The sequence below is a fragment of the Kribbella koreensis genome (assembly GCF_039525325.1).
GTDB classification, from domain to species: domain Bacteria; phylum Actinomycetota; class Actinomycetes; order Propionibacteriales; family Kribbellaceae; genus Kribbella; species Kribbella koreensis.
This window is the reverse complement of record NZ_BAAAHK010000018.1, coordinates 170,345-185,817: the sequence shown is the minus strand read 5'-3', so window position 1 is coordinate 185,817 and position 15,473 is coordinate 170,345. Positions and strand designations below refer to the sequence as shown.

Below are 15,473 nucleotides of genomic sequence, written 5' to 3'. Positions count from 1 at the left end.
GCCGCGATCAGCGCTTGAGGGCCTCGATGCCGTCGAGGAGGCGGTCCAGGCCGAAGCGGTAGGACTCGTCTGCGGCTTCGCGGGTGCCGTCGCCGTAGCCATTGGCGTTCCAGATCGCTGTCATCGTGGGGTGGCGGTCCTGGTCGAAGTAGGTCTCCCAGAGGTCCCAGCGCTCGGTCCACCAGGCGTCATGGCTCTGGCCGGTCTGCCGCTCCAGCTGGTCGCTCTCCGCCTCCAGACCGGCTGCAGAGTCGATGTACGTCGTGATGGCAAGGGCAGCTGTGTTGGTCTGGCGGGGGGAGAGGCCTAGTACTGCACAGGCGGACAGCAGGTACTCGCGAGCGGCCAGCATGCCAGGGCCGACGGGTGGGCGGATGGTGGAGATGCTGGCCAGCCAGGGGTGCCGGTGGAACATGGCGCGGGTCTGCTCGGAGTACAGGTTGATCTGGTCTCGCCAGCCGGTGGGGCGTGGTTCGCCGGGGGCGGGGAGGTCGCGCTCGGCCAGCACCTGGTCGACCATCAGGTCCAGCAGTTCCTCCTTGGAGGGGACGTAGGTGTAGAGCGTCATCGTGCCGACGCCGAGCGCCTTGGCGACGCCGCTCATCGAGGCGGCGGCCAGGCCCCGTTCGTCGGCCAGCGCGATGCCGGCGTCGACGACCTTGTCGAGGTCGAGAGTGGGGCGGCGGCCGAGCTTGGTCGGCCGGCTCGGCTCAGCCTGCTTGTGGTTCCGCCAGAGCAGGGCCAAGGTGCGGTCGGCCGAACCGCCGCCGCTGTGCCGTACCGCCATGTCGCCTCCCCGTTTCCTGCCGTCGAGGAACTTTCTCATATGCATGCCCCTGCTATTCTCGTATAGGCTACGGAAATTGCTGTGGGGTCGGCGTGAGGAGTGGCGGATGACGATTCTGGTGACGGGCGCGACGGGCAGCGTGGGGCGGCTGCTGGTGGATGAGTTGGTGGCTTCCGGGGTGTCTTCTGTTCGGGCGCTGACGAACAACCCTCGGCGGGCCGCTTTGCCTGCTGGAGTGGAAGTTGCGGAGGGGTATCTGGGCCGGCCGTCGACGTTGCCGGCTGCGTTGAAGGGCGTGGACACGGTCTATCTCGCGCCGCTGCCTGCTGCGGTGGATTCCTTTGTGGAGTGCGCGGTGGAGGCGGGGGTGCGGCGGGTGGTCGTGTTGTCGGGGGAGCCTGCGGAGTACGAGGCTGCGGGGGATCCGTCGGGATGGCACTACTACAAGGTGGAGCGGGCTGTGGAGGAGGCCGGCTTCGAGTGGACGCATCTGCGGCCGGGGCAGTTCATGAACAACACGCTGGATTGGGCCGCGTCGATCAAGGCCGAGGGGGTGGTGCGGGCGCCGTATCCGGAGGCGGTGCAGACGCCGATCGACTTGGCGGATATCGCGGCGGTGGCACGGGTCGTGTTGCTGGATGAGCGCTATGCCGGGCGGAAGTTGGTGATGAGCGGGCCGGAGGCGATCACGCAGCCGGAGGAGGTGGCGTTGATCGGGGCGGCGATCGGGCGGTCGGTGCGGTTCGAGGCGTTGACGCGGGCGGAGGCGTTGGCGGCCTGGGCGCCTTCGATGGGGGTGCAGACCGCTGAGTGGTTGCTGGACGGGTTCCGGATGATGTCGGAGTACCGGATGACGCCTGAGCCGACCGTGCTGGAGGTGACCGGGCGGGCTGCTTTGCCTTATCGCGAATGGGCGGTGCGCAACGCGGCCGCGTTCATTTGATTCCTGACCGAACATGTGTTCGACTGTTGTCCATGCGATGGGCTGGGCAGCGGATCGAAGCAGAGGCGCCGGGTGCGCTGCCGGGGCTGGGGTCGATCGCGGGGCTGGTGCGGAGCGTGACGACCCCGGAGTTCCGGGGCGTCACGTTCCACGAGGTGCTGGCGCGCTCGGCCCTGAACTCGGTGCCGGGCTCGGGGATGCCGTTCAACTGGACGATCAATCCGTACCGCGGCTGCACCCACGCCTGTCGCTACTGCTTCGCCCGCCCGAGCCACCGCTATCTCGAGCTCGACACCGGCCTGGACTTCGACCAGCAGATCGTCGTGAAGACCAATGTCGCGGACGTCCTGCGCCGCGAACTGGCCCGCCCGTCCTGGGGCTTCGAACAGGTTGCCCTGGGCACCAATACCGACCCCTATCAACGGGCCGAGGGGCGCTACAAGTTGATGCCCGGCATCATCGAGGCGCTGGCCGCCTCAGGCACCCCGCTCTCGATCCTGACGAAGGGCACGCTGCTCCGGCGCGATCTCTCGGTTCTTGCGGCCGCCGCCGAGGAAGTCCCAGTCGGCCTGGGCGTCTCGCTGGCCCTCGCCGACGAAGACCTCCGCCGCTTGGTCGAGCCCGGTGTCCCGTCGGTGCGCGGCCGCCTGGACCTGATCCGCGCCATCCGCGAAGCCGGCCTCCCCTGCGGGGTGATGGTCGCGCCCGTACTTCCCTGGCTCACCGACTCACCCGAGCAACTCGACCACCTCTTCGGCGAACTGGCCGAAGCCGGCGCAACCGGCGTCACCACCCTCATCCTCCACCTCCGCCCCGGCGTCAAGGAATGGTTCATGAAATGGCTGGCCGAGGATCGTCCCGACCTGGTCCCTCGCTACGACCAGCTCTACTCCCACGGCTCCAACGCTCTGCAGAGCTACCGCAACGCCTTCGAGGAGAAGGCCCGCCCCCTCCTCGACAAACACGGCTTCGGCCGAGGCTCCCGCCACCGCTCCTCAACCAATGGAGTAGTAGAAGCCTCCGGCCCAGGCTCCCAATCCGGCTGGGGCGAACCAGACCAGACAAACGCCCGCTTCCGCACCCGCCGCCAACCTGTCGACTACACCAACCGCCGCTCCACCCGGCGCACTTCTGCACCAGTCCCGCCCATCACCCCAGACCCCAACCAGCAAACGCTCTTCTAGCGCAGTTGCCGCTGCTGCACGTGAGCGCAGGTCTGGTGGTGAGGGGTCAGCTCAGGAGGTCGCGCAGTGCCTGGACCTGGGCGAGGAAGTCTTCCTCGGGGATCTGCGGTTCTGGGTGCCGCGGTGCAGGGAAGGGGAACGGCTGGCCGGGGCGCGGGTCTTCGGTGTACCTCGGCAGTAGGTGGGTGTGCAGATGCGGACTGGTGTTGCCGAGGGTCTCGTAGTTGAGCTTGAGCGGCTGGTAGATCGCGATGACCGCCCGCGCGACCCGGAGCGTCTCCAGCCAGTAGCCGGCTGCCTCCTCGTCGGTCAGCTCAACCGGCTCGACGACGTGCCGGCCCTTCCAGATCGACAACGAGTAGCCCGTCTGGACGACCGCGCTCTGCAGGTAGGCGTCGATGTACTGCCCCTGGAAGATCCGCGCACCGTACTCGTTGCGGTCCTGCCCCATGCCCTGGCAGAAGTCGCATTCGGCCCCTGACACCAGGGCGGCCCAGTTCTCCGGCCAGCGCGCGGTCATCCGCGGGTCGTCAGGATCTCGGGGCCGTCCGGGGTGATGGCTACGGTGTGTTCGGCGTGGGCGCCTCGGGTTTGGTCTGTGGAGCGGAGGGTCCAGCCGTCTTCGTCTATGAGGTAGACGCTGCCGGGGCCGTGCCAGAACCACGGTTCGATGGCGATGACGTGGCCGGGACGGAGTTTGAGGCCTCGGCCGGGGTGGCCGCCGTTGGGGACGTGGGGTTCTTCGTGCATGCGGCGGCCGATGCCGTGGCCGCCGAAGTCGAGGTTGGTGCCGACGCCGGCCCGGCGGCCGATCTCGCCGATGGCTGCGCCGACGTCGCCCAGTCGGGCACCCGGTACGGCGGCGGCGATGCCCGCGGCGAGTGCTCGCTCGGTCGTCGCGATCAACTCGAGATCCTCGGCGCGCGGCGTACCGACGACGAAGCTGGTGGCCGAGTCGGCGCACCAGCCGTCGACCGAGGCGCCGCAGTCGACATTGAGCAGGTCGCCGTCGGCCAGCCGGAGATCGCTCGGCAGGCCGTGCAGGACCGCGTCGTTGACCGAAGTACAGATCACTCCGCTGAAAGGTCGCGTCGCGAATCCGGGCTGGTAGCCGTCGAACAGTGACACCGCGCCCGCGGACCGGAGTACCTCGCGGGCGACCTCGTCCAGCTCGCGGAGCGAGACGCCGACCGAGGCATGCTTCTTGACCGCGATCAGGGCTGAGGCGACCACTCGCCCGGCGACGCGCATCTGCTCGATCTGGTCCGCGGTCTTCAGTTCCACCATCCGCTGAGGTTAACCCGCTCACAGGGCCTCAACTTTTCCGGCCGCCACGGCGTCTCCTCAGCAGGACCGCGGCGTGCGGACCTGCTGAACCGGGGGAAACAGATGACAGGCTTGGGGCGGGCTGCACGAAAGACGGTCGCAGCGTTCCTGTTGACCGCGGGCATGGTGGCGCTCACCGGCTGCATCGCGGACACCGAAGCAGCGGAGAACAAACCTGCTGCCGCACCCAAGACGAAGCCCGCCAACGGATCGAACCAGCCGGACCAGCTGACCTTGGTCGCGACCGGTGACGTCCTCCTCCACGAGCGCCTCTGGAACACCGCCAAGCGCGACGGCGACAACGGCGAATGGGACTTCGCACCACTCCTCAAGGGCGTCAGACCCCTGGTAGAACAAGCCGACCTGGCCGTCTGCCACCTCGAGACCCCGCTCGGTACGCCACCCAAGGGCTATCCACTCTTCCAAGGCCCACCGCAGATCGTCCCGGCCCTGCTCAGTACCGGGTACGACGCGTGTTCCACGGCCAGCAACCACAGCTTCGACCAGGGAGCGGCCGGCATCGACCGCACTCTGAAGCTGCTCGACAAGGCAGGCCTGAAGCACACCGGCACGGCCCGCACACCCGAAGAGGCCGAGACCCCGACGATCGTCACCGTGCAAGGCGTGAAGGTCGCCCTGCTCAGCTACACCTACGGCTTCAACGGCCTCCCGTACCCAGACGGCCAGACGTGGCGGGCCGGCAAGCTCGACGTCGGCAAGATCAAGGCGATGGCGCGGAAGGCCCGCGACAACGGTGCCGAGATCGTCGTGGTCAGCTGCCACTGGGGCGACGAATACAGCAAGAAGCCCAACGAGCAGCAGCGTACGGTCGCCAGGGAACTCCTTGCCGACAGCAACATCGACCTGATCCTCGGCCACCACGCGCACGTGGTCCAGCCGGTCGAGCAGATCAACGGCAAGTGGGTCGTCTACGGACTCGGCAACCTCGTCGCCGCGCATCGGCAGCCGGAGAGCACGAAGGCCGAGGGGCTGCTGATGAAGTTCACCTTCCGCAAGGACGGCGACCGGTGGAAGGCGGACGCGCAGTACGCGCCGTTGCTGATGACCGACACGCTGCCTGTTCGTGTCCTCGACGTACAACGCGAACTGGCCAAGCCCGACGTGTCGGCGGCCAGGAGGGACCGGCTCGAGCTGGCGCAGCGGCGTACCGGCGAGACTTTCACGTCGTTGGGCGCGCAGCCGAAAATGCTTTGATGGCAAGGCGATCCACGTTCTAGGGTCGGGGTATGTCTGTGAACTACTTCGTGATGGTCCGTCGTGCCCGGCTACGGGCAGGCGAGGGGTGCCTGGGGATGGCATCCGCTCGATAGTCGTTGGGCCCAACGTGTCGTCGACGCTGCCGGAGTCAAGCCCGGTGACCTCGTCCTCGACGTCGGGGCCGGCCTCGGCGCGCTGACCGCGCCGCTGGTCCGGGCCGGGGCCCAGGTGGTCGCCGTGGAGCTTCACCCTGGTCGCGCCGACCGTTTGCAGCGGCGGTTCGCGGACGATCCGGTCACGGTGGTCCGTGCCGATGCGAGTGACCTCCGGTTGCCGTCACGGCCGTTCCGGGTCGTCTCCAGTCCGCCGTACGGGATCTCCACCGCGTTGCTCAAGAGACTGCTTGCCCCAGGCACCCGTCTGATCGCAGCGGACCTCGTCCTGCAACGCCAGGTGGTCAACCGCTGGACCAGCCACCAGGCACCGGCCGCTTCCAGATGGAGCCGGTACTACGACCTGTCGCTCGGCCTGCGTCTTCCCCGCAAGGCCTTCACGCCCCCACCTCACGTCGACTCCGCTGTCCTGACCGTCAGGCGCCGGTAGGTCAGGCGGCGGAGCAGTACCTCGAACGGCCCGCGCATGCCATGCCGGCGCATCAGGTCGGCCAGCAGGACTGTCAGTGCCCACGTGGCGAGGGCGAGGAAGGCCGCCTGCCACTGGTGCATGCGCGGGCCGAGGTCGAGGAGGTACGGGAAGAAGCAGATGGCCCAGACGACCGACTGGAGTAGGTAGCAGGTCAGGGAGCGCTGGCCGGTCGCCTGGAGCGCAGTGACGAGCCGGCCGGGCTTCTGGATGCGCAGGGCCCAGAGAGCGATCAGCGCCGCGTACGCCGGGCCGCCGGCGAACCCTGCGACTGAGTGGAGGAATGCGACCGGTACTACGTCCTGGCTGGTCCCATGCAGGATGCCGGAGGTGTAGAGGGCCAGCGGGACACCGCCCAGGAAAGAGGCCGTGACCCCGATGACCGCCATCCGGCGCAGGAGCTGCCGGTGGGCCGCCGGGTCCTCGAAGAGGCGGAGCCGGGCGGCCCAGACGCCGAAGAGGAAGGCGCCGGCCGCAGTGATCGCCAGGGCGGGGGCGGTGATGACGATGGAGACCGCTCGGTCGAGCATCGCCTCCAGTGGGTTGTGCTCGGTCGCCCAGGGGTAGACGGACGCCACGCTGCTCGGGTCGCTCGGTGCTGAGAAGACGGCGTACAGGCTGGCGCCGAGGATGGTCCAGATGCCGGCGGACGCCCAGCACGACCATCCAGCGGCCGCGGCGGCGCAGTAGCTTGCGGGTGCCGGGCCAGTCGGCGCCGCTGGCTTCTTGGCGGCGCATGATCTGCACCATGCCGTAGCCGAACAGTGCGGCGAACATCGTGTACGACCGGCCGTCGACGAGCGTGGTCTCCAGGAAGGCGGCGATGCGGTCCGGGAGGGCGGAGGCGATCGGCGTACCGCGGATGTCGCTGACGCCGGGTGGGTGCAGGAAGCCGTGGGTGTTCGCCAGGGCGATGAAGAGCAGGAGAAGGCCGCGGGCGAGGTCCGGCCCGAGCGCCCGGGCGGAGACGGCGGTCGGCCCTGGCAGAGTCATGGCTCTGACAGTAGGGCCGGGTTCGCCGTACGGCGTCTGACTTCGGTATCCGGTCACCCGCCGAAAGGAGCGGAGCACAGTTGGTGGGCGAGCTTCACTTTGCGTTGGGCAACGAGTTCCCGCCCCGCCACCTGGGGCGCTTGTGCTGGAACCATGCTGGTGATCGCGCATCGGGGAGCGAGTGGCTACCGTCCGGAACACACGCCGCAGGCCTATCGGCTCGCTGCGGCCCTAGGCGCCGACTATCTGGAGCCTGACCTGGTCCCGACGCTCGACGGCGTGCTGGTGGTCCGGCACGAGAACGAGCTGTCCGGTACGACGGACGTCGCCGACCACGCGGTGTTCGCGGACCGGCGAATCACCAAGATCGTCGACGGGACGGCCGTGACCGGCTGGTTCGCCGAGGACTTCAACTACGCGGAACTCCGCATGCTGCGGGCCCGTGAGCGGATGCCCGCCCTGCGCGCCGCCAACACGGCGTACGACGGCCGCGAGGGGATCCAGACCTTCGACGAGGTCGTCGCACTGGCGCGGCAGGAGTCGGCCCGGCTCGGCCGCCCGATCGGGGTCATCCCGGAGATCAAGCACCCGGCGTACTTCCGCCGCCTCGGCCTGCCGCTGGAGGAGCTGCTCGCGGAGCGCCTGGTCGCGCTCGGCCTGCACAAGGGCGAGGCGATGATCCAGTCGTTCGAGCCGACCAGCCTGCGCCGGCTGTCGGTGATGACGGACGTCCCGCTGGTCCAGCTGATCGACTCCGAGAACGCGCCCAACGACTTCCTCCGGGCCGGCGACACTCGCACCTTCGCGGACCTGATCGAGCCGGCCGGCCTGCGCGAGATCTCGACGTACGCGCAGGTCCTGGCGCCGCACAAGGACCTGGTCATCCCGCGGACGCCGAGTGGTGCTCTCGGCGAGCCGACCCGCCTGGTCGACCTCGCCCACCGCGCCGGCCTGTCGGTCCAGCTCTGGACCTTCCGTGCCGAGCGCCGCTTCCTCCCGACCGGCCTGGACCTGGCCGGCGAACTGGCCCGCTTCGCCGCCACCGGCGTGGACGGCGTCTTCTCAGACCACCCCGACATCGCCGTCGCGGCCGCGGCCAAGACCTCCCTGAAGGTCTAACGCAGCGCGGACCGCAGCTCCTTCAGAACGGTCCGTGCGGGTCCGGCCAGCTCCTTGTCGATGACCTGGCTCTCCTCGAGCTCCAGCTCTACGAGCGGGTCCTGCGCGGGCCTGGTCCGGATCAGCTTCGCGCGGAGATTCGTCGGCGGGTGAGTCGAGTCGCTGCGGGTCTCCCGCAGCCGGCTGACCCGGAGCCGCCGCTCGACCTCACGGGCCGGGATCCCGCTTACGGCCCCAGCAGCCGCCTCCAGCGGGTCGGCCTCCGAGTTGAAGCGCAGTGCCTGCTCCATGGCCCGGTACGAAGTCGAGCCGAGCTCGTACCGCTCCAAGGCGCCGGCGGCCGCGTCCGAGCCGGCGATCTCCGCAGAGCGCCGGTCAGCCAGGTACTCCTCGCGCTGCTGGGCTCTCAGGTCCGCTGTCGTCAGCACCCACTGCACGGCTCGGGCCAGCGAGCCGATCGTCGCGTCGAGGAAGCTGTTGACGGCGTTGTTGCTGTAACCGTGGAAGTAATAGGTCTGGACCTCCAGCCGGTACTCGTCGGACTCGTCGTTGCGCGACGTCATCTGAATCTCCTGCAGCGCATCCACCGCCGAGCCGACGACCCAGCGATGCAGGCCGTCACCGTTCTTGCCATGGCCGAGCTCGTGCGCCAGTACGGCGACCCGCTCCTGTGGCCCGAGCCCTGCCCACAGCGGCAGGCCGATCCTGATCACCGGCGTGAACCGCCACCCGACCTTGAGGAAGCCGATCCCCGGATACGGACTGAGCTCGATGAGCCCCACGCTCCTGGTACCGATCTTGGCGGCGATCTCGTCGACCAGGCCGAAGAGCCGGGGCGCCTGCTCCCGGTGGACCACATGGGTGTCGGGGCCGAGGCGATGGGCGCGGGGGCGGAGCAGGAAGGTGACCCCGAACGGGATGACGGACAGCAGCACGCCCATCCAGAGCGGCCGGTACGAGACAAGTGCGTAGACGCCACCGATCAGGCCGGCCAGGGGGAGGACCACCAGGATCACTGTGGACAGCAGATAGGTACCGACCCGTGCGACGGTCCAGCCCGGACGGCGGATCTCTCCGTGCTCCAGCTCCCGGAACAGCGTGTCCGCGAGCCGATGCTCGCGTCGCCGTCGCCTGGCGGAGACCTGATGGGTCGGGCCGGTCGGGTCCACATTCCAGTCGCACTGGTCACACCACGTCACGTACTGCGGATCAGTGGGGATCTCGTGGTCGCACTGGGGGCAGCGGCTGGTGCCCTGGTCGGTCTGCACTTGAGGAGTGTGGCAGGAGAAGCCAGTTACGGAGTGCTGTGAGCTCAACTGTTGCAGGAACTTGCAGCTCCGGACACTAGGTCAGTGCGGCGTCGGTCGGCACGGCAGCAAGTATGAGAGCGCCTATGGCCTATCTGTTGGCGCTGTCACCTTGCTGCCGTGCGTCCGCCCGTCACGCCGCCGGCGGCTTGTCGTCGTAGATGCGAGCGGCGATGTCGGACTCGGGGGTGGACTGCTGCTGGGGCTGCTGGACCGACTGCCAGACGGCCTTGCCGTCTGCCTCGGGCATCACGATCCAGGCGATCACGTAGCCGATCAGCGCGGTGCCGCCGGTGATCAGGGTCAGGCCGACGATGGCCAGCCGGACCAGCGTGGCGTCGATGTTGAAGTACTCCGCCAGGCCACCGGACACACCGGAGAGCATCCGCTGGTTACGCGAGCGGCGAAGGGACTTACCGGACAGGTTCGAGAACGGTGCAGTGGAGTTCGTCATGTCCACTACTCTGCCGCCGCGAACCCCTTCCCCACATCGGGATCGGTACCGACCCGACCCTGGTCGCACCCCTGGTCCGGGTCAGCCGGGGCGGCCCCGGACCCCTGACTACTTTCGATATTTTCTGTCGGTGGCGGGTCGTACCGTCGGGGGATGGATGCTGAGGCGGTGACGAAGATGCTGCTCGCCTTGCCCGGGGTGGAGGAGCACGTGGGGTGGGCCGGGCAGCCTGCGTTCAAGGTGCGGAAGAAGGGCTTCGTCTACCTGTCGGCGGACGAGACCTCGGTGATGCTGAAGGCGCTGCGCGAGGAGCAGGAGGCGCTGGTGGCGGAGAGTCCGGAGATCTACACGGCCTCGTGGGCGTCCGGGCGGTTCGCCTGGCTGGAAGTCAAGCTGGCGATCGCGGACGAGGACGAGTTGGTGGAGCTGCTGACCGAGGCCTGGCGGCTGACCGCGCCGAAGATGCTGATCGCGCAGCACGAGCAACCGTCTGCTTGACCGGCGTGCGCTGTCAGGTCGCCCGGCGGTAGGCGCTCGGGGTGGTGCCCACCTCGCGGCGGAAGTGGGCGCGGAAGTTGGTGGCGCTGCCGAAGCCGGTGGCGGCGGCTATTCGCTCGACTGACCAGTCGGAGGTCTCCAGCAGTCGGCGGGCGCTCAGCACGCGCTGCAGGGCGACCCACTGCATCGGTGGCATGCCGGTCTCGGTGGTGAAGTGCCGGATGAACGTCCTGCGTGGAAGGTTCGAGTGCTCGGCCAGATCCCGCACAGTGAGCGGTTCGCCCAGGTGCTGCATTGCCCACTGGCGGGTGGCCGACAGGTCTGAGCGGGGCGGGGTCAGTACGTCGACGTACTGGCGCTGATCGCCGCTCCGGGCAGGTCCTGCCACCACGTGCTTGCCGGCCTCGTATGCGGCCGCGGCGCCGAAGTCGGAGGTGATCACGTGCAGGCAGGCGTCGATGGCAGCGCCGCCGCCGGCCGAGGTGAGGATCTTGCCGTCCTCGACGAACAGGCGGTTCTCCAGGACGTTGACGAGCGGGTGGTTCGCGCGCAGGCGGGCCACGTACTCCCAGTGGGTGGTCGCGTCCCGGCCGTCCAGTACGCCGGCTGCCGCCAGCGCGAGCGTCCCGGTGCAGATGCCGACCAGCCGGGCACCTCGGTCGGCGGCTGCCCGGAGCAGGTCCAGGTACTCAGCGGGTAGGGGGACCTCGGGGTCGTCGTACCCGGGTACGACGACCATGTCGGCGTCGGCCGCCGCGGCCAGCGGGTGCGTGGACATCGCCTCTCCGCAGACGAGCACGCGGTAACCGGCGTACCGGCCGAGGATGTGCAGCGGAATGCTCAGATCGAGCGCGATCAGGCGCGGTACGCCGAGGATCGCCACCGTCAGGCCTGGCATCATCCTTGCCCCCTTTGGCATCGTCGCTCCTGGTGACGCGCGGTACCCGAATCCTACGGTTGATTCAATATTCAGCTTTCGGATCGGGAGAGACATGACCGCGACACAGGTGGAGAGCTTCGGACTTCCGTGGGAGAGCAGCTACGGCTACGCGCAGGCTGTTCGGCACGGGGACACCATCTACCTCTCCGGGCAGCTGGGGCACCGCGGCGAGGACCTGCTGGCGCCGGCGCCGCTAGACGCGGCCGGTGAGGTGACGGACTTCTCGGGGATGGCCGAGCAGATGCGGCAGACCTACGTGAACGCTGCCGAGCTGCTGGGCCGCTTCGGCGCCGGACTGGAGAATGTAGTCGAGGAAGTGCTCTACGTGCTCGACATACCGTCGGCCTTCGAGGCGGCGGGGCCGGTGCGCAAGGCGGCATACGGGCGGGAAGACCCGCAGGTCGCCAGCACTCTGGTCGGGGTCACCCGGCTGGCGCTGCCCGGCCAGCTGATCGAGGTCAAGTTCATCGCCAAGGTCTAGAGCGTCTTGCTGACCAGCACCCATTGGGGCGACGTGCGGCTGAGTTCTGTGAAGCCTGCCTCGAGGTAGACGGACAGTGGGCCGCGGTAGAGGTCAGCGGAGGGGACCCTGCCCGAGTAGGAGAGGTCCACCGCGCAGGCCTCCAGTACTGCGGCCCCCTGGGTGCGGGCGAAGTCGATTGCTCCCTGTAGGAGCTCCCCGGCCAACCCCTGACGGCGGTGACCGACCGGTACGACGAAGCAGGTGACCACCCAGGCGTCGGGGTCGCCGCCGCGCCAGTTGGGGGAGGCGATGACCCGGGGATAGGCCGAGCGGGGAGCGACGGCGCACCAGCCCATCGGCGTACCGTCGGCTGTCGCAAGGACGCCTGGTGGTCTGTCCGAGGCGACCTGAGCGCTGAGGGCGTCACGCTTGGCTGCGGGGGAGGTGTCGGACCAGTCCTTGCCGCGGAGGCGGAAGTACTGGCAGAAGCAGCGGGCGGGGTCGCCGCGCTCACCCATCACCGTGACGACGTCCGGCCAGCGGTCCGGGGTGGCCGGGAGGACCTCCAGAGTCATGCCGGCACCGTACTGCGGACGGGGACCTGGCTTGCACTCGCTTGGGTCGAGTGCTAATACTTGGTTAGCACTCGATGGGCGAGAGTGATAACGCTCCTGCCCGGACGGTGTGACCATAGACGGCCTCGATGAGGTGCCGGAGGCGTGGCGGGACGTGACCGCCGCACCGATGACACCGTCCGTCGCGGGCATCCGGCCGGCTGAACAAAAAACTCGACGCGGGAGGACTCGCGGAGAATGCCCAAGCTGATTTCTTTCAATGAAGAGGCGCGCCGTGGCCTCGAGCGGGGTATGAACACCCTCGCCGACGCCGTGAAGGTGACGCTCGGCCCCAAGGGCCGCAACGTCGTGCTGGAGAAGAAGTGGGGCGCCCCCACGATCACCAACGACGGTGTCTCCATCGCCAAGGAGATCGAGCTCGAGGACCCGTACGAGAAGATCGGGGCCGAGCTCGTCAAGGAAGTTGCCAAGAAGACGGATGACGTCGCAGGCGACGGCACCACCACGGCGACCGTGCTGGCCCAGGCGCTCGTGCGCGAGGGTCTGCGCAACGTCGCCGCGGGCGCCAACCCGATGGGCCTGAAGAAGGGCATCGAGAAGGCGGTCGACGCCATCAGCGAGCAGCTGCTGGCGCAGGCGAAGGACGTCGAGACCCGGGAGCAGATCGCTTCCACGGCCTCGATCTCCGCCGCCGACACCCAGGTCGGCCAGATCATCGCCGAGGCGATGGACAAGGTCGGCAAGGAAGGTGTCATCACCGTCGAGGAGAGCAACACCTTCGGTCTCGAGCTCGAGCTCACCGAGGGCATGCGCTTCGACAAGGGCTACATCTCGCCGTACTTCGTGACCGACACCGAGCGGATGGAAGCGGTCCTCGAAGACCCGTACATCCTCGTGGTGAACAGCAAGATCTCGAGCATCAAGGACCTGGTCCCGGTGCTGGAGAAGGTCATGCAGACCGGCAAGCCGCTGGCGATCATCGCCGAGGACCTCGAGGGTGAGGCGCTCGCGACCCTGGTCGTGAACAAGATCAAGGGCACCTTCAAGACCGTCGCCGTCAAGGCGCCGGGCTTCGGTGACCGCCGCAAGGCCATGCTGGTCGACATCGCCGTGCTGACCGGCGGTGAGGTCATCTCCGAGGAGGTCGGCCTCAAGCTCGACACCGTGGACCTGGAGCTGCTCGGCCAGGCCCGCAAGATCGTCGTCACCAAGGACGAGACGACCATCGTCGAGGGTTCCGGCGACGCCGACCAGATCTCCGGCCGGGTGAACCAGATCCGCGCCGAGATCGAGAAGTCGGACTCCGACTACGACCGCGAGAAGCTGCAGGAGCGCTTGGCCAAGCTGGCCGGCGGCGTTGCGGTCATCAAGGTCGGCGCGGCCACCGAGGTCGAGCTGAAGGAGCGCAAGCACCGCATCGAGGACGCCGTTCGCAACGCGAAGGCCGCCGTCGAAGAGGGCATCGTCGCCGGTGGCGGCGTGGCGCTGCTGCAGGCTTCGGTCGTCGCGTTCGAGAAGCTGGAGCTCGAGGGTGACGAGGCCACCGGTGCCGCGATCGTGCGGTCCGCGGTCGAGGCCCCGCTGAAGCAGATCGCCTTCAACGCCGGCCTCGAGGGCGGCGTCGTGGTGGAGAAGGTTCGCAACCTCGAGCCGGGCTGGGGCCTCAACGCCGCAACCGGTGAGTACGTGGACCTGATCGCCACCGGCATCATCGACCCGGCCAAGGTGACGCGCTCGGCGCTGCAGAACGCAGCGTCCATCGCGGCCCTGTTCCTCACCACCGAGGCCGTCATCGCCGACAAGCCGGAGAAGGCCTCGGCCGCTCCGGGCGGCGCGCCCGACATGGGCGGCATGGACTTCTGATCTCCTAGAAGTTCCTTCTGTACAAGAAACCTGGCTCCGGGCACTTCGCCCGGAGCCAGGTTTTTTTATGTGTCTCTTGCTGCTTTGAGCAGGCGGAGTTGGCCGATTTCGGCGGCGTTCTTCATCAGTTCGGTGTTGACCCAGGCGAACTGGTCGGCGGTGGAGCGGCGGGCTTCGGGGGGCCAGGGGAAGACGGCCGGCCGGGTGAGGTCGGTGATGTCTTCGAGGATGTGGGACCACTGGTCGCGCAGGGCCCGCATCCAGCCGAGGGTCTTGGCCAGGTCGCCCGGCCACAGCACCGCAGTACGGTCCGGTGGTACCGCGCCACGGGCGTGGGCGGCCGCGGTCGACCACCACCAGCCGATGTGCCAGGTGAGCCAGCCGATCGTTGGGACCGGGATCGGGTCGAGCGCGCTGTCGGACCAGTCCGCCCGCCAGTTACCGATGCTGTCCGGGCGGACTGTCCAGCAGAGTTTGGCCGGTTCCCAGAGCAGATCGTCGGGGGTCAGGCGCTCCAGGTGGTACTCGAACAGCGCCCAGGTGAGCTCGAACTGGTTGCGCAGTACGTTCTGGATGTCTGACGTCACCGGCCGATTCTCTCAGCCGTTCTCGTTCACCAGACAGAAGGACGCGTAGTGGTCGCCGGTGTAGTACACCGACACGGGCGTGGTGAGGGCGCCACCACCGATCAGCCGGCGGGCGCCGCGGGTGGAGGAGCCGGGCGTCTTCACGGTGTACTCGTGGTAGTAGCTGCTCGGCTTGGCGGGCAGGATCCCCTCGCGGTTCTGGAAGACGGTGCCGTCCTGGCTGTACGGGAACGGGCCGCCGGCGTGGATCAGGCGGAGGGTGGTCGCCGCCTCCGACGGGAGGGTGCTGAGGCCGCAGGAGGGGATCGCGGTGACGGCGGACGGTACGGCGTACCGGGTCTGGGTTGTTGTTGAGGCGGTCGCGGGGGTCGCGGTCAGGCCGATCGAGAAGACGGCGACGGCGGCTAGCGCGCTGAACTTGTGTGCGGTGGGCGTTCGCATGCCCTTCAGCTTTCCCGTGGCAAACGACGCCGGTACATCTCAACCATGAATAATCGGTGGACTATGACCTCGGGCGGGCTCTAGTGTCTGCGTGGCGAGAACGACCCCTCGAGTGGAAGGAGCGACCGATGAA

18 protein-coding genes are annotated in these 15,473 nt (G+C 68.4%); 8 read left to right on the top strand and 10 right to left on the bottom strand.

Annotated elements, in window-relative coordinates; genetic code table 11:
* Positions 1 to 7: 7 nt before the first annotated feature.
* Positions 8 to 787, bottom strand: a complete 780-nt coding sequence (locus ABD116_RS33960; RefSeq protein WP_343980023.1) for a TetR/AcrR family transcriptional regulator — start codon at positions 785 to 787, stop codon at positions 8 to 10.
* Positions 788 to 893: 106 nt separating this feature from the next.
* Here ABD116_RS33960 and ABD116_RS33955 point away from each other — a divergent pair, with 106 nt between their 5' ends.
* Together ABD116_RS33955 and ABD116_RS33950 are read left to right on the top strand one after the other, a co-directional pair.
* Positions 894 to 1,730 carry an NmrA family NAD(P)-binding protein gene (locus ABD116_RS33955; protein ID WP_343980020.1) on the top strand — a complete coding sequence of 279 codons (837 nt, stop codon included), beginning with the start codon at positions 894 to 896 and terminating at the stop codon, positions 1,728 to 1,730.
* A gap of 32 nt (positions 1,731 to 1,762) precedes the next feature.
* Positions 1,763 to 2,914, top strand: a complete 1,152-nt coding sequence (locus tag ABD116_RS33950) for an Rv2578c family radical SAM protein (RefSeq protein ID WP_343980016.1) — start codon at positions 1,763 to 1,765, stop codon at positions 2,912 to 2,914.
* Between the two features lie 46 nt (positions 2,915 to 2,960).
* On the opposite strand, the gene ABD116_RS33945 is transcribed toward ABD116_RS33950, so the two are convergent.
* Both ABD116_RS33945 and map read right to left on the bottom strand, forming a co-directional pair.
* Complete coding sequence (locus ABD116_RS33945) at positions 2,961 to 3,434, bottom strand: HIT family protein (protein ID WP_343980013.1); 474 nt, start codon at positions 3,432 to 3,434, stop codon at positions 2,961 to 2,963.
* Complete coding sequence (gene map / locus ABD116_RS33940; RefSeq protein WP_343980010.1) at positions 3,431 to 4,201, bottom strand: type I methionyl aminopeptidase; 771 nt, start codon at positions 4,199 to 4,201, stop codon at positions 3,431 to 3,433. The genes ABD116_RS33945 and map overlap by 4 nt, the downstream gene beginning before the upstream one ends.
* 102 nt (positions 4,202 to 4,303) lie before the next feature.
* Here map and ABD116_RS33935 point away from each other — a divergent pair, with 102 nt between their 5' ends.
* The gene (locus tag ABD116_RS33935; RefSeq protein ID WP_343980008.1) at positions 4,304 to 5,455 is read left to right on the top strand and encodes a CapA family protein; all 1,152 of its coding nucleotides are present in this window, start codon (positions 4,304 to 4,306) and stop codon (positions 5,453 to 5,455) included.
* Between the two features lie 63 nt (positions 5,456 to 5,518).
* The gene (locus ABD116_RS33930) at positions 5,519 to 6,061 is read left to right on the top strand and encodes a 23S rRNA (adenine(2058)-N(6))-methyltransferase Erm(C) (RefSeq protein WP_343980005.1); all 543 of its coding nucleotides are present in this window, start codon (positions 5,519 to 5,521) and stop codon (positions 6,059 to 6,061) included.
* Here ABD116_RS33930 and ABD116_RS33925 read toward each other — a convergent pair.
* A complete protein-coding gene (locus tag ABD116_RS33925) occupies positions 6,022 to 6,678 on the bottom strand; it encodes a DUF418 domain-containing protein (RefSeq protein WP_343980002.1) in 657 nt (218 codons plus the stop codon). The two genes, ABD116_RS33930 and ABD116_RS33925, sit on opposite strands and share 40 nt — an antisense overlap.
* A gap of 568 nt (positions 6,679 to 7,246) precedes the next feature.
* Here ABD116_RS33925 and ABD116_RS33920 point away from each other — a divergent pair.
* Positions 7,247 to 8,212 (top strand): glycerophosphodiester phosphodiesterase, encoded by a 966-nt coding sequence (locus tag ABD116_RS33920; protein ID WP_343979999.1) that lies wholly within the window; start codon positions 7,247 to 7,249, stop codon positions 8,210 to 8,212.
* Here ABD116_RS33920 and ABD116_RS33915 read toward each other — a convergent pair.
* On the bottom strand, positions 8,209 to 9,480 hold the full coding sequence (locus tag ABD116_RS33915; protein WP_343979996.1) for a M48 family metalloprotease: 1,272 nt from the start codon (positions 9,478 to 9,480) through the stop codon (positions 8,209 to 8,211). The genes ABD116_RS33920 and ABD116_RS33915 overlap by 4 nt on opposite strands.
* A 172-nt stretch (positions 9,481 to 9,652) precedes the next feature.
* Complete coding sequence (locus ABD116_RS33910; RefSeq protein ID WP_343979993.1) at positions 9,653 to 9,973, bottom strand: PspC domain-containing protein; 321 nt, start codon at positions 9,971 to 9,973, stop codon at positions 9,653 to 9,655.
* Between the two features lie 153 nt (positions 9,974 to 10,126).
* Between ABD116_RS33910 and ABD116_RS33905 the strand changes: the two genes are divergently transcribed.
* Positions 10,127 to 10,471: an MmcQ/YjbR family DNA-binding protein gene (locus ABD116_RS33905; protein WP_343979990.1), complete on the top strand. Its 345-nt coding sequence runs from the start codon at positions 10,127 to 10,129 to the stop codon at positions 10,469 to 10,471.
* Between the two features lie 13 nt (positions 10,472 to 10,484).
* On the opposite strand, the gene ABD116_RS33900 is transcribed toward ABD116_RS33905, so the two are convergent.
* A complete protein-coding gene (locus ABD116_RS33900) occupies positions 10,485 to 11,390 on the bottom strand; it encodes a GlxA family transcriptional regulator (RefSeq protein WP_343979987.1) in 906 nt (301 codons plus the stop codon).
* Between the two features lie 73 nt (positions 11,391 to 11,463).
* On the opposite strand from ABD116_RS33900, the gene ABD116_RS33895 reads away from it, so the two are divergent.
* Positions 11,464 to 11,892, top strand: a complete 429-nt coding sequence (locus ABD116_RS33895) for a RidA family protein (RefSeq protein WP_343979984.1) — start codon at positions 11,464 to 11,466, stop codon at positions 11,890 to 11,892.
* Here ABD116_RS33895 and ABD116_RS33890 read toward each other — a convergent pair.
* On the bottom strand, positions 11,889 to 12,449 hold the full coding sequence (locus tag ABD116_RS33890; protein WP_343979981.1) for a GNAT family N-acetyltransferase: 561 nt from the start codon (positions 12,447 to 12,449) through the stop codon (positions 11,889 to 11,891). The two genes, ABD116_RS33895 and ABD116_RS33890, sit on opposite strands and share 4 nt — an antisense overlap.
* 237 nt (positions 12,450 to 12,686) lie before the next feature.
* Between ABD116_RS33890 and groL the strand changes: the two genes are divergently transcribed.
* Positions 12,687 to 14,312 (top strand): chaperonin GroEL, encoded by a 1,626-nt coding sequence (gene groL / locus ABD116_RS33885; RefSeq protein WP_343979978.1) that lies wholly within the window; start codon positions 12,687 to 12,689, stop codon positions 14,310 to 14,312.
* A gap of 65 nt (positions 14,313 to 14,377) precedes the next feature.
* Here the strand turns inward: groL and ABD116_RS33880 are convergent, their stop codons facing one another.
* Positions 14,378 to 14,899, bottom strand: a complete 522-nt coding sequence (locus ABD116_RS33880) for a DinB family protein (protein ID WP_343979975.1) — start codon at positions 14,897 to 14,899, stop codon at positions 14,378 to 14,380.
* 12 nt (positions 14,900 to 14,911) lie between these two features.
* Positions 14,912 to 15,340: a guanyl-specific ribonuclease gene (locus ABD116_RS33875; protein ID WP_343979973.1), complete on the bottom strand. Its 429-nt coding sequence runs from the start codon at positions 15,338 to 15,340 to the stop codon at positions 14,912 to 14,914.
* Positions 15,341 to 15,473: the final 133 nt, after the last annotated feature.

Excerpts from the sequence above, each read along its gene's own strand:
- ABD116_RS33960 (WP_343980023.1), bottom strand. The coding sequence starts at position 787 with ATGGCGGTACGGCACAGCGGCGGCGGTTCGGCCGACCGCACCTTGGCC.
- ABD116_RS33955 (WP_343980020.1), top strand. The coding sequence starts at position 894 with ATGACGATTCTGGTGACGGGCGCGACGGGCAGCGTGGGGCGGCTGCTG.
- ABD116_RS33950 (WP_343980016.1), top strand. The coding sequence starts at position 1,763 with ATGCGATGGGCTGGGCAGCGGATCGAAGCAGAGGCGCCGGGTGCGCTG.
- ABD116_RS33945 (WP_343980013.1), bottom strand. The coding sequence starts at position 3,434 with ATGACCGCGCGCTGGCCGGAGAACTGGGCCGCCCTGGTGTCAGGGGCC.
- map (WP_343980010.1), bottom strand. The coding sequence starts at position 4,201 with ATGGTGGAACTGAAGACCGCGGACCAGATCGAGCAGATGCGCGTCGCC.
- ABD116_RS33935 (WP_343980008.1), top strand. The coding sequence starts at position 4,304 with ATGACAGGCTTGGGGCGGGCTGCACGAAAGACGGTCGCAGCGTTCCTG.
- ABD116_RS33920 (WP_343979999.1), top strand. The coding sequence starts at position 7,247 with ATGCTGGTGATCGCGCATCGGGGAGCGAGTGGCTACCGTCCGGAACAC.
- ABD116_RS33910 (WP_343979993.1), bottom strand. The coding sequence starts at position 9,973 with ATGACGAACTCCACTGCACCGTTCTCGAACCTGTCCGGTAAGTCCCTT.
- ABD116_RS33905 (WP_343979990.1), top strand. The coding sequence starts at position 10,127 with ATGGATGCTGAGGCGGTGACGAAGATGCTGCTCGCCTTGCCCGGGGTG.
- ABD116_RS33900 (WP_343979987.1), bottom strand. The coding sequence starts at position 11,390 with ATGCCAAAGGGGGCAAGGATGATGCCAGGCCTGACGGTGGCGATCCTC.
- ABD116_RS33895 (WP_343979984.1), top strand. The coding sequence starts at position 11,464 with ATGACCGCGACACAGGTGGAGAGCTTCGGACTTCCGTGGGAGAGCAGC.
- ABD116_RS33890 (WP_343979981.1), bottom strand. The coding sequence starts at position 12,449 with ATGACTCTGGAGGTCCTCCCGGCCACCCCGGACCGCTGGCCGGACGTC.
- groL (WP_343979978.1), top strand. The coding sequence starts at position 12,687 with ATGCCCAAGCTGATTTCTTTCAATGAAGAGGCGCGCCGTGGCCTCGAG.
- ABD116_RS33875 (WP_343979973.1), bottom strand. The coding sequence starts at position 15,340 with ATGCGAACGCCCACCGCACACAAGTTCAGCGCGCTAGCCGCCGTCGCC.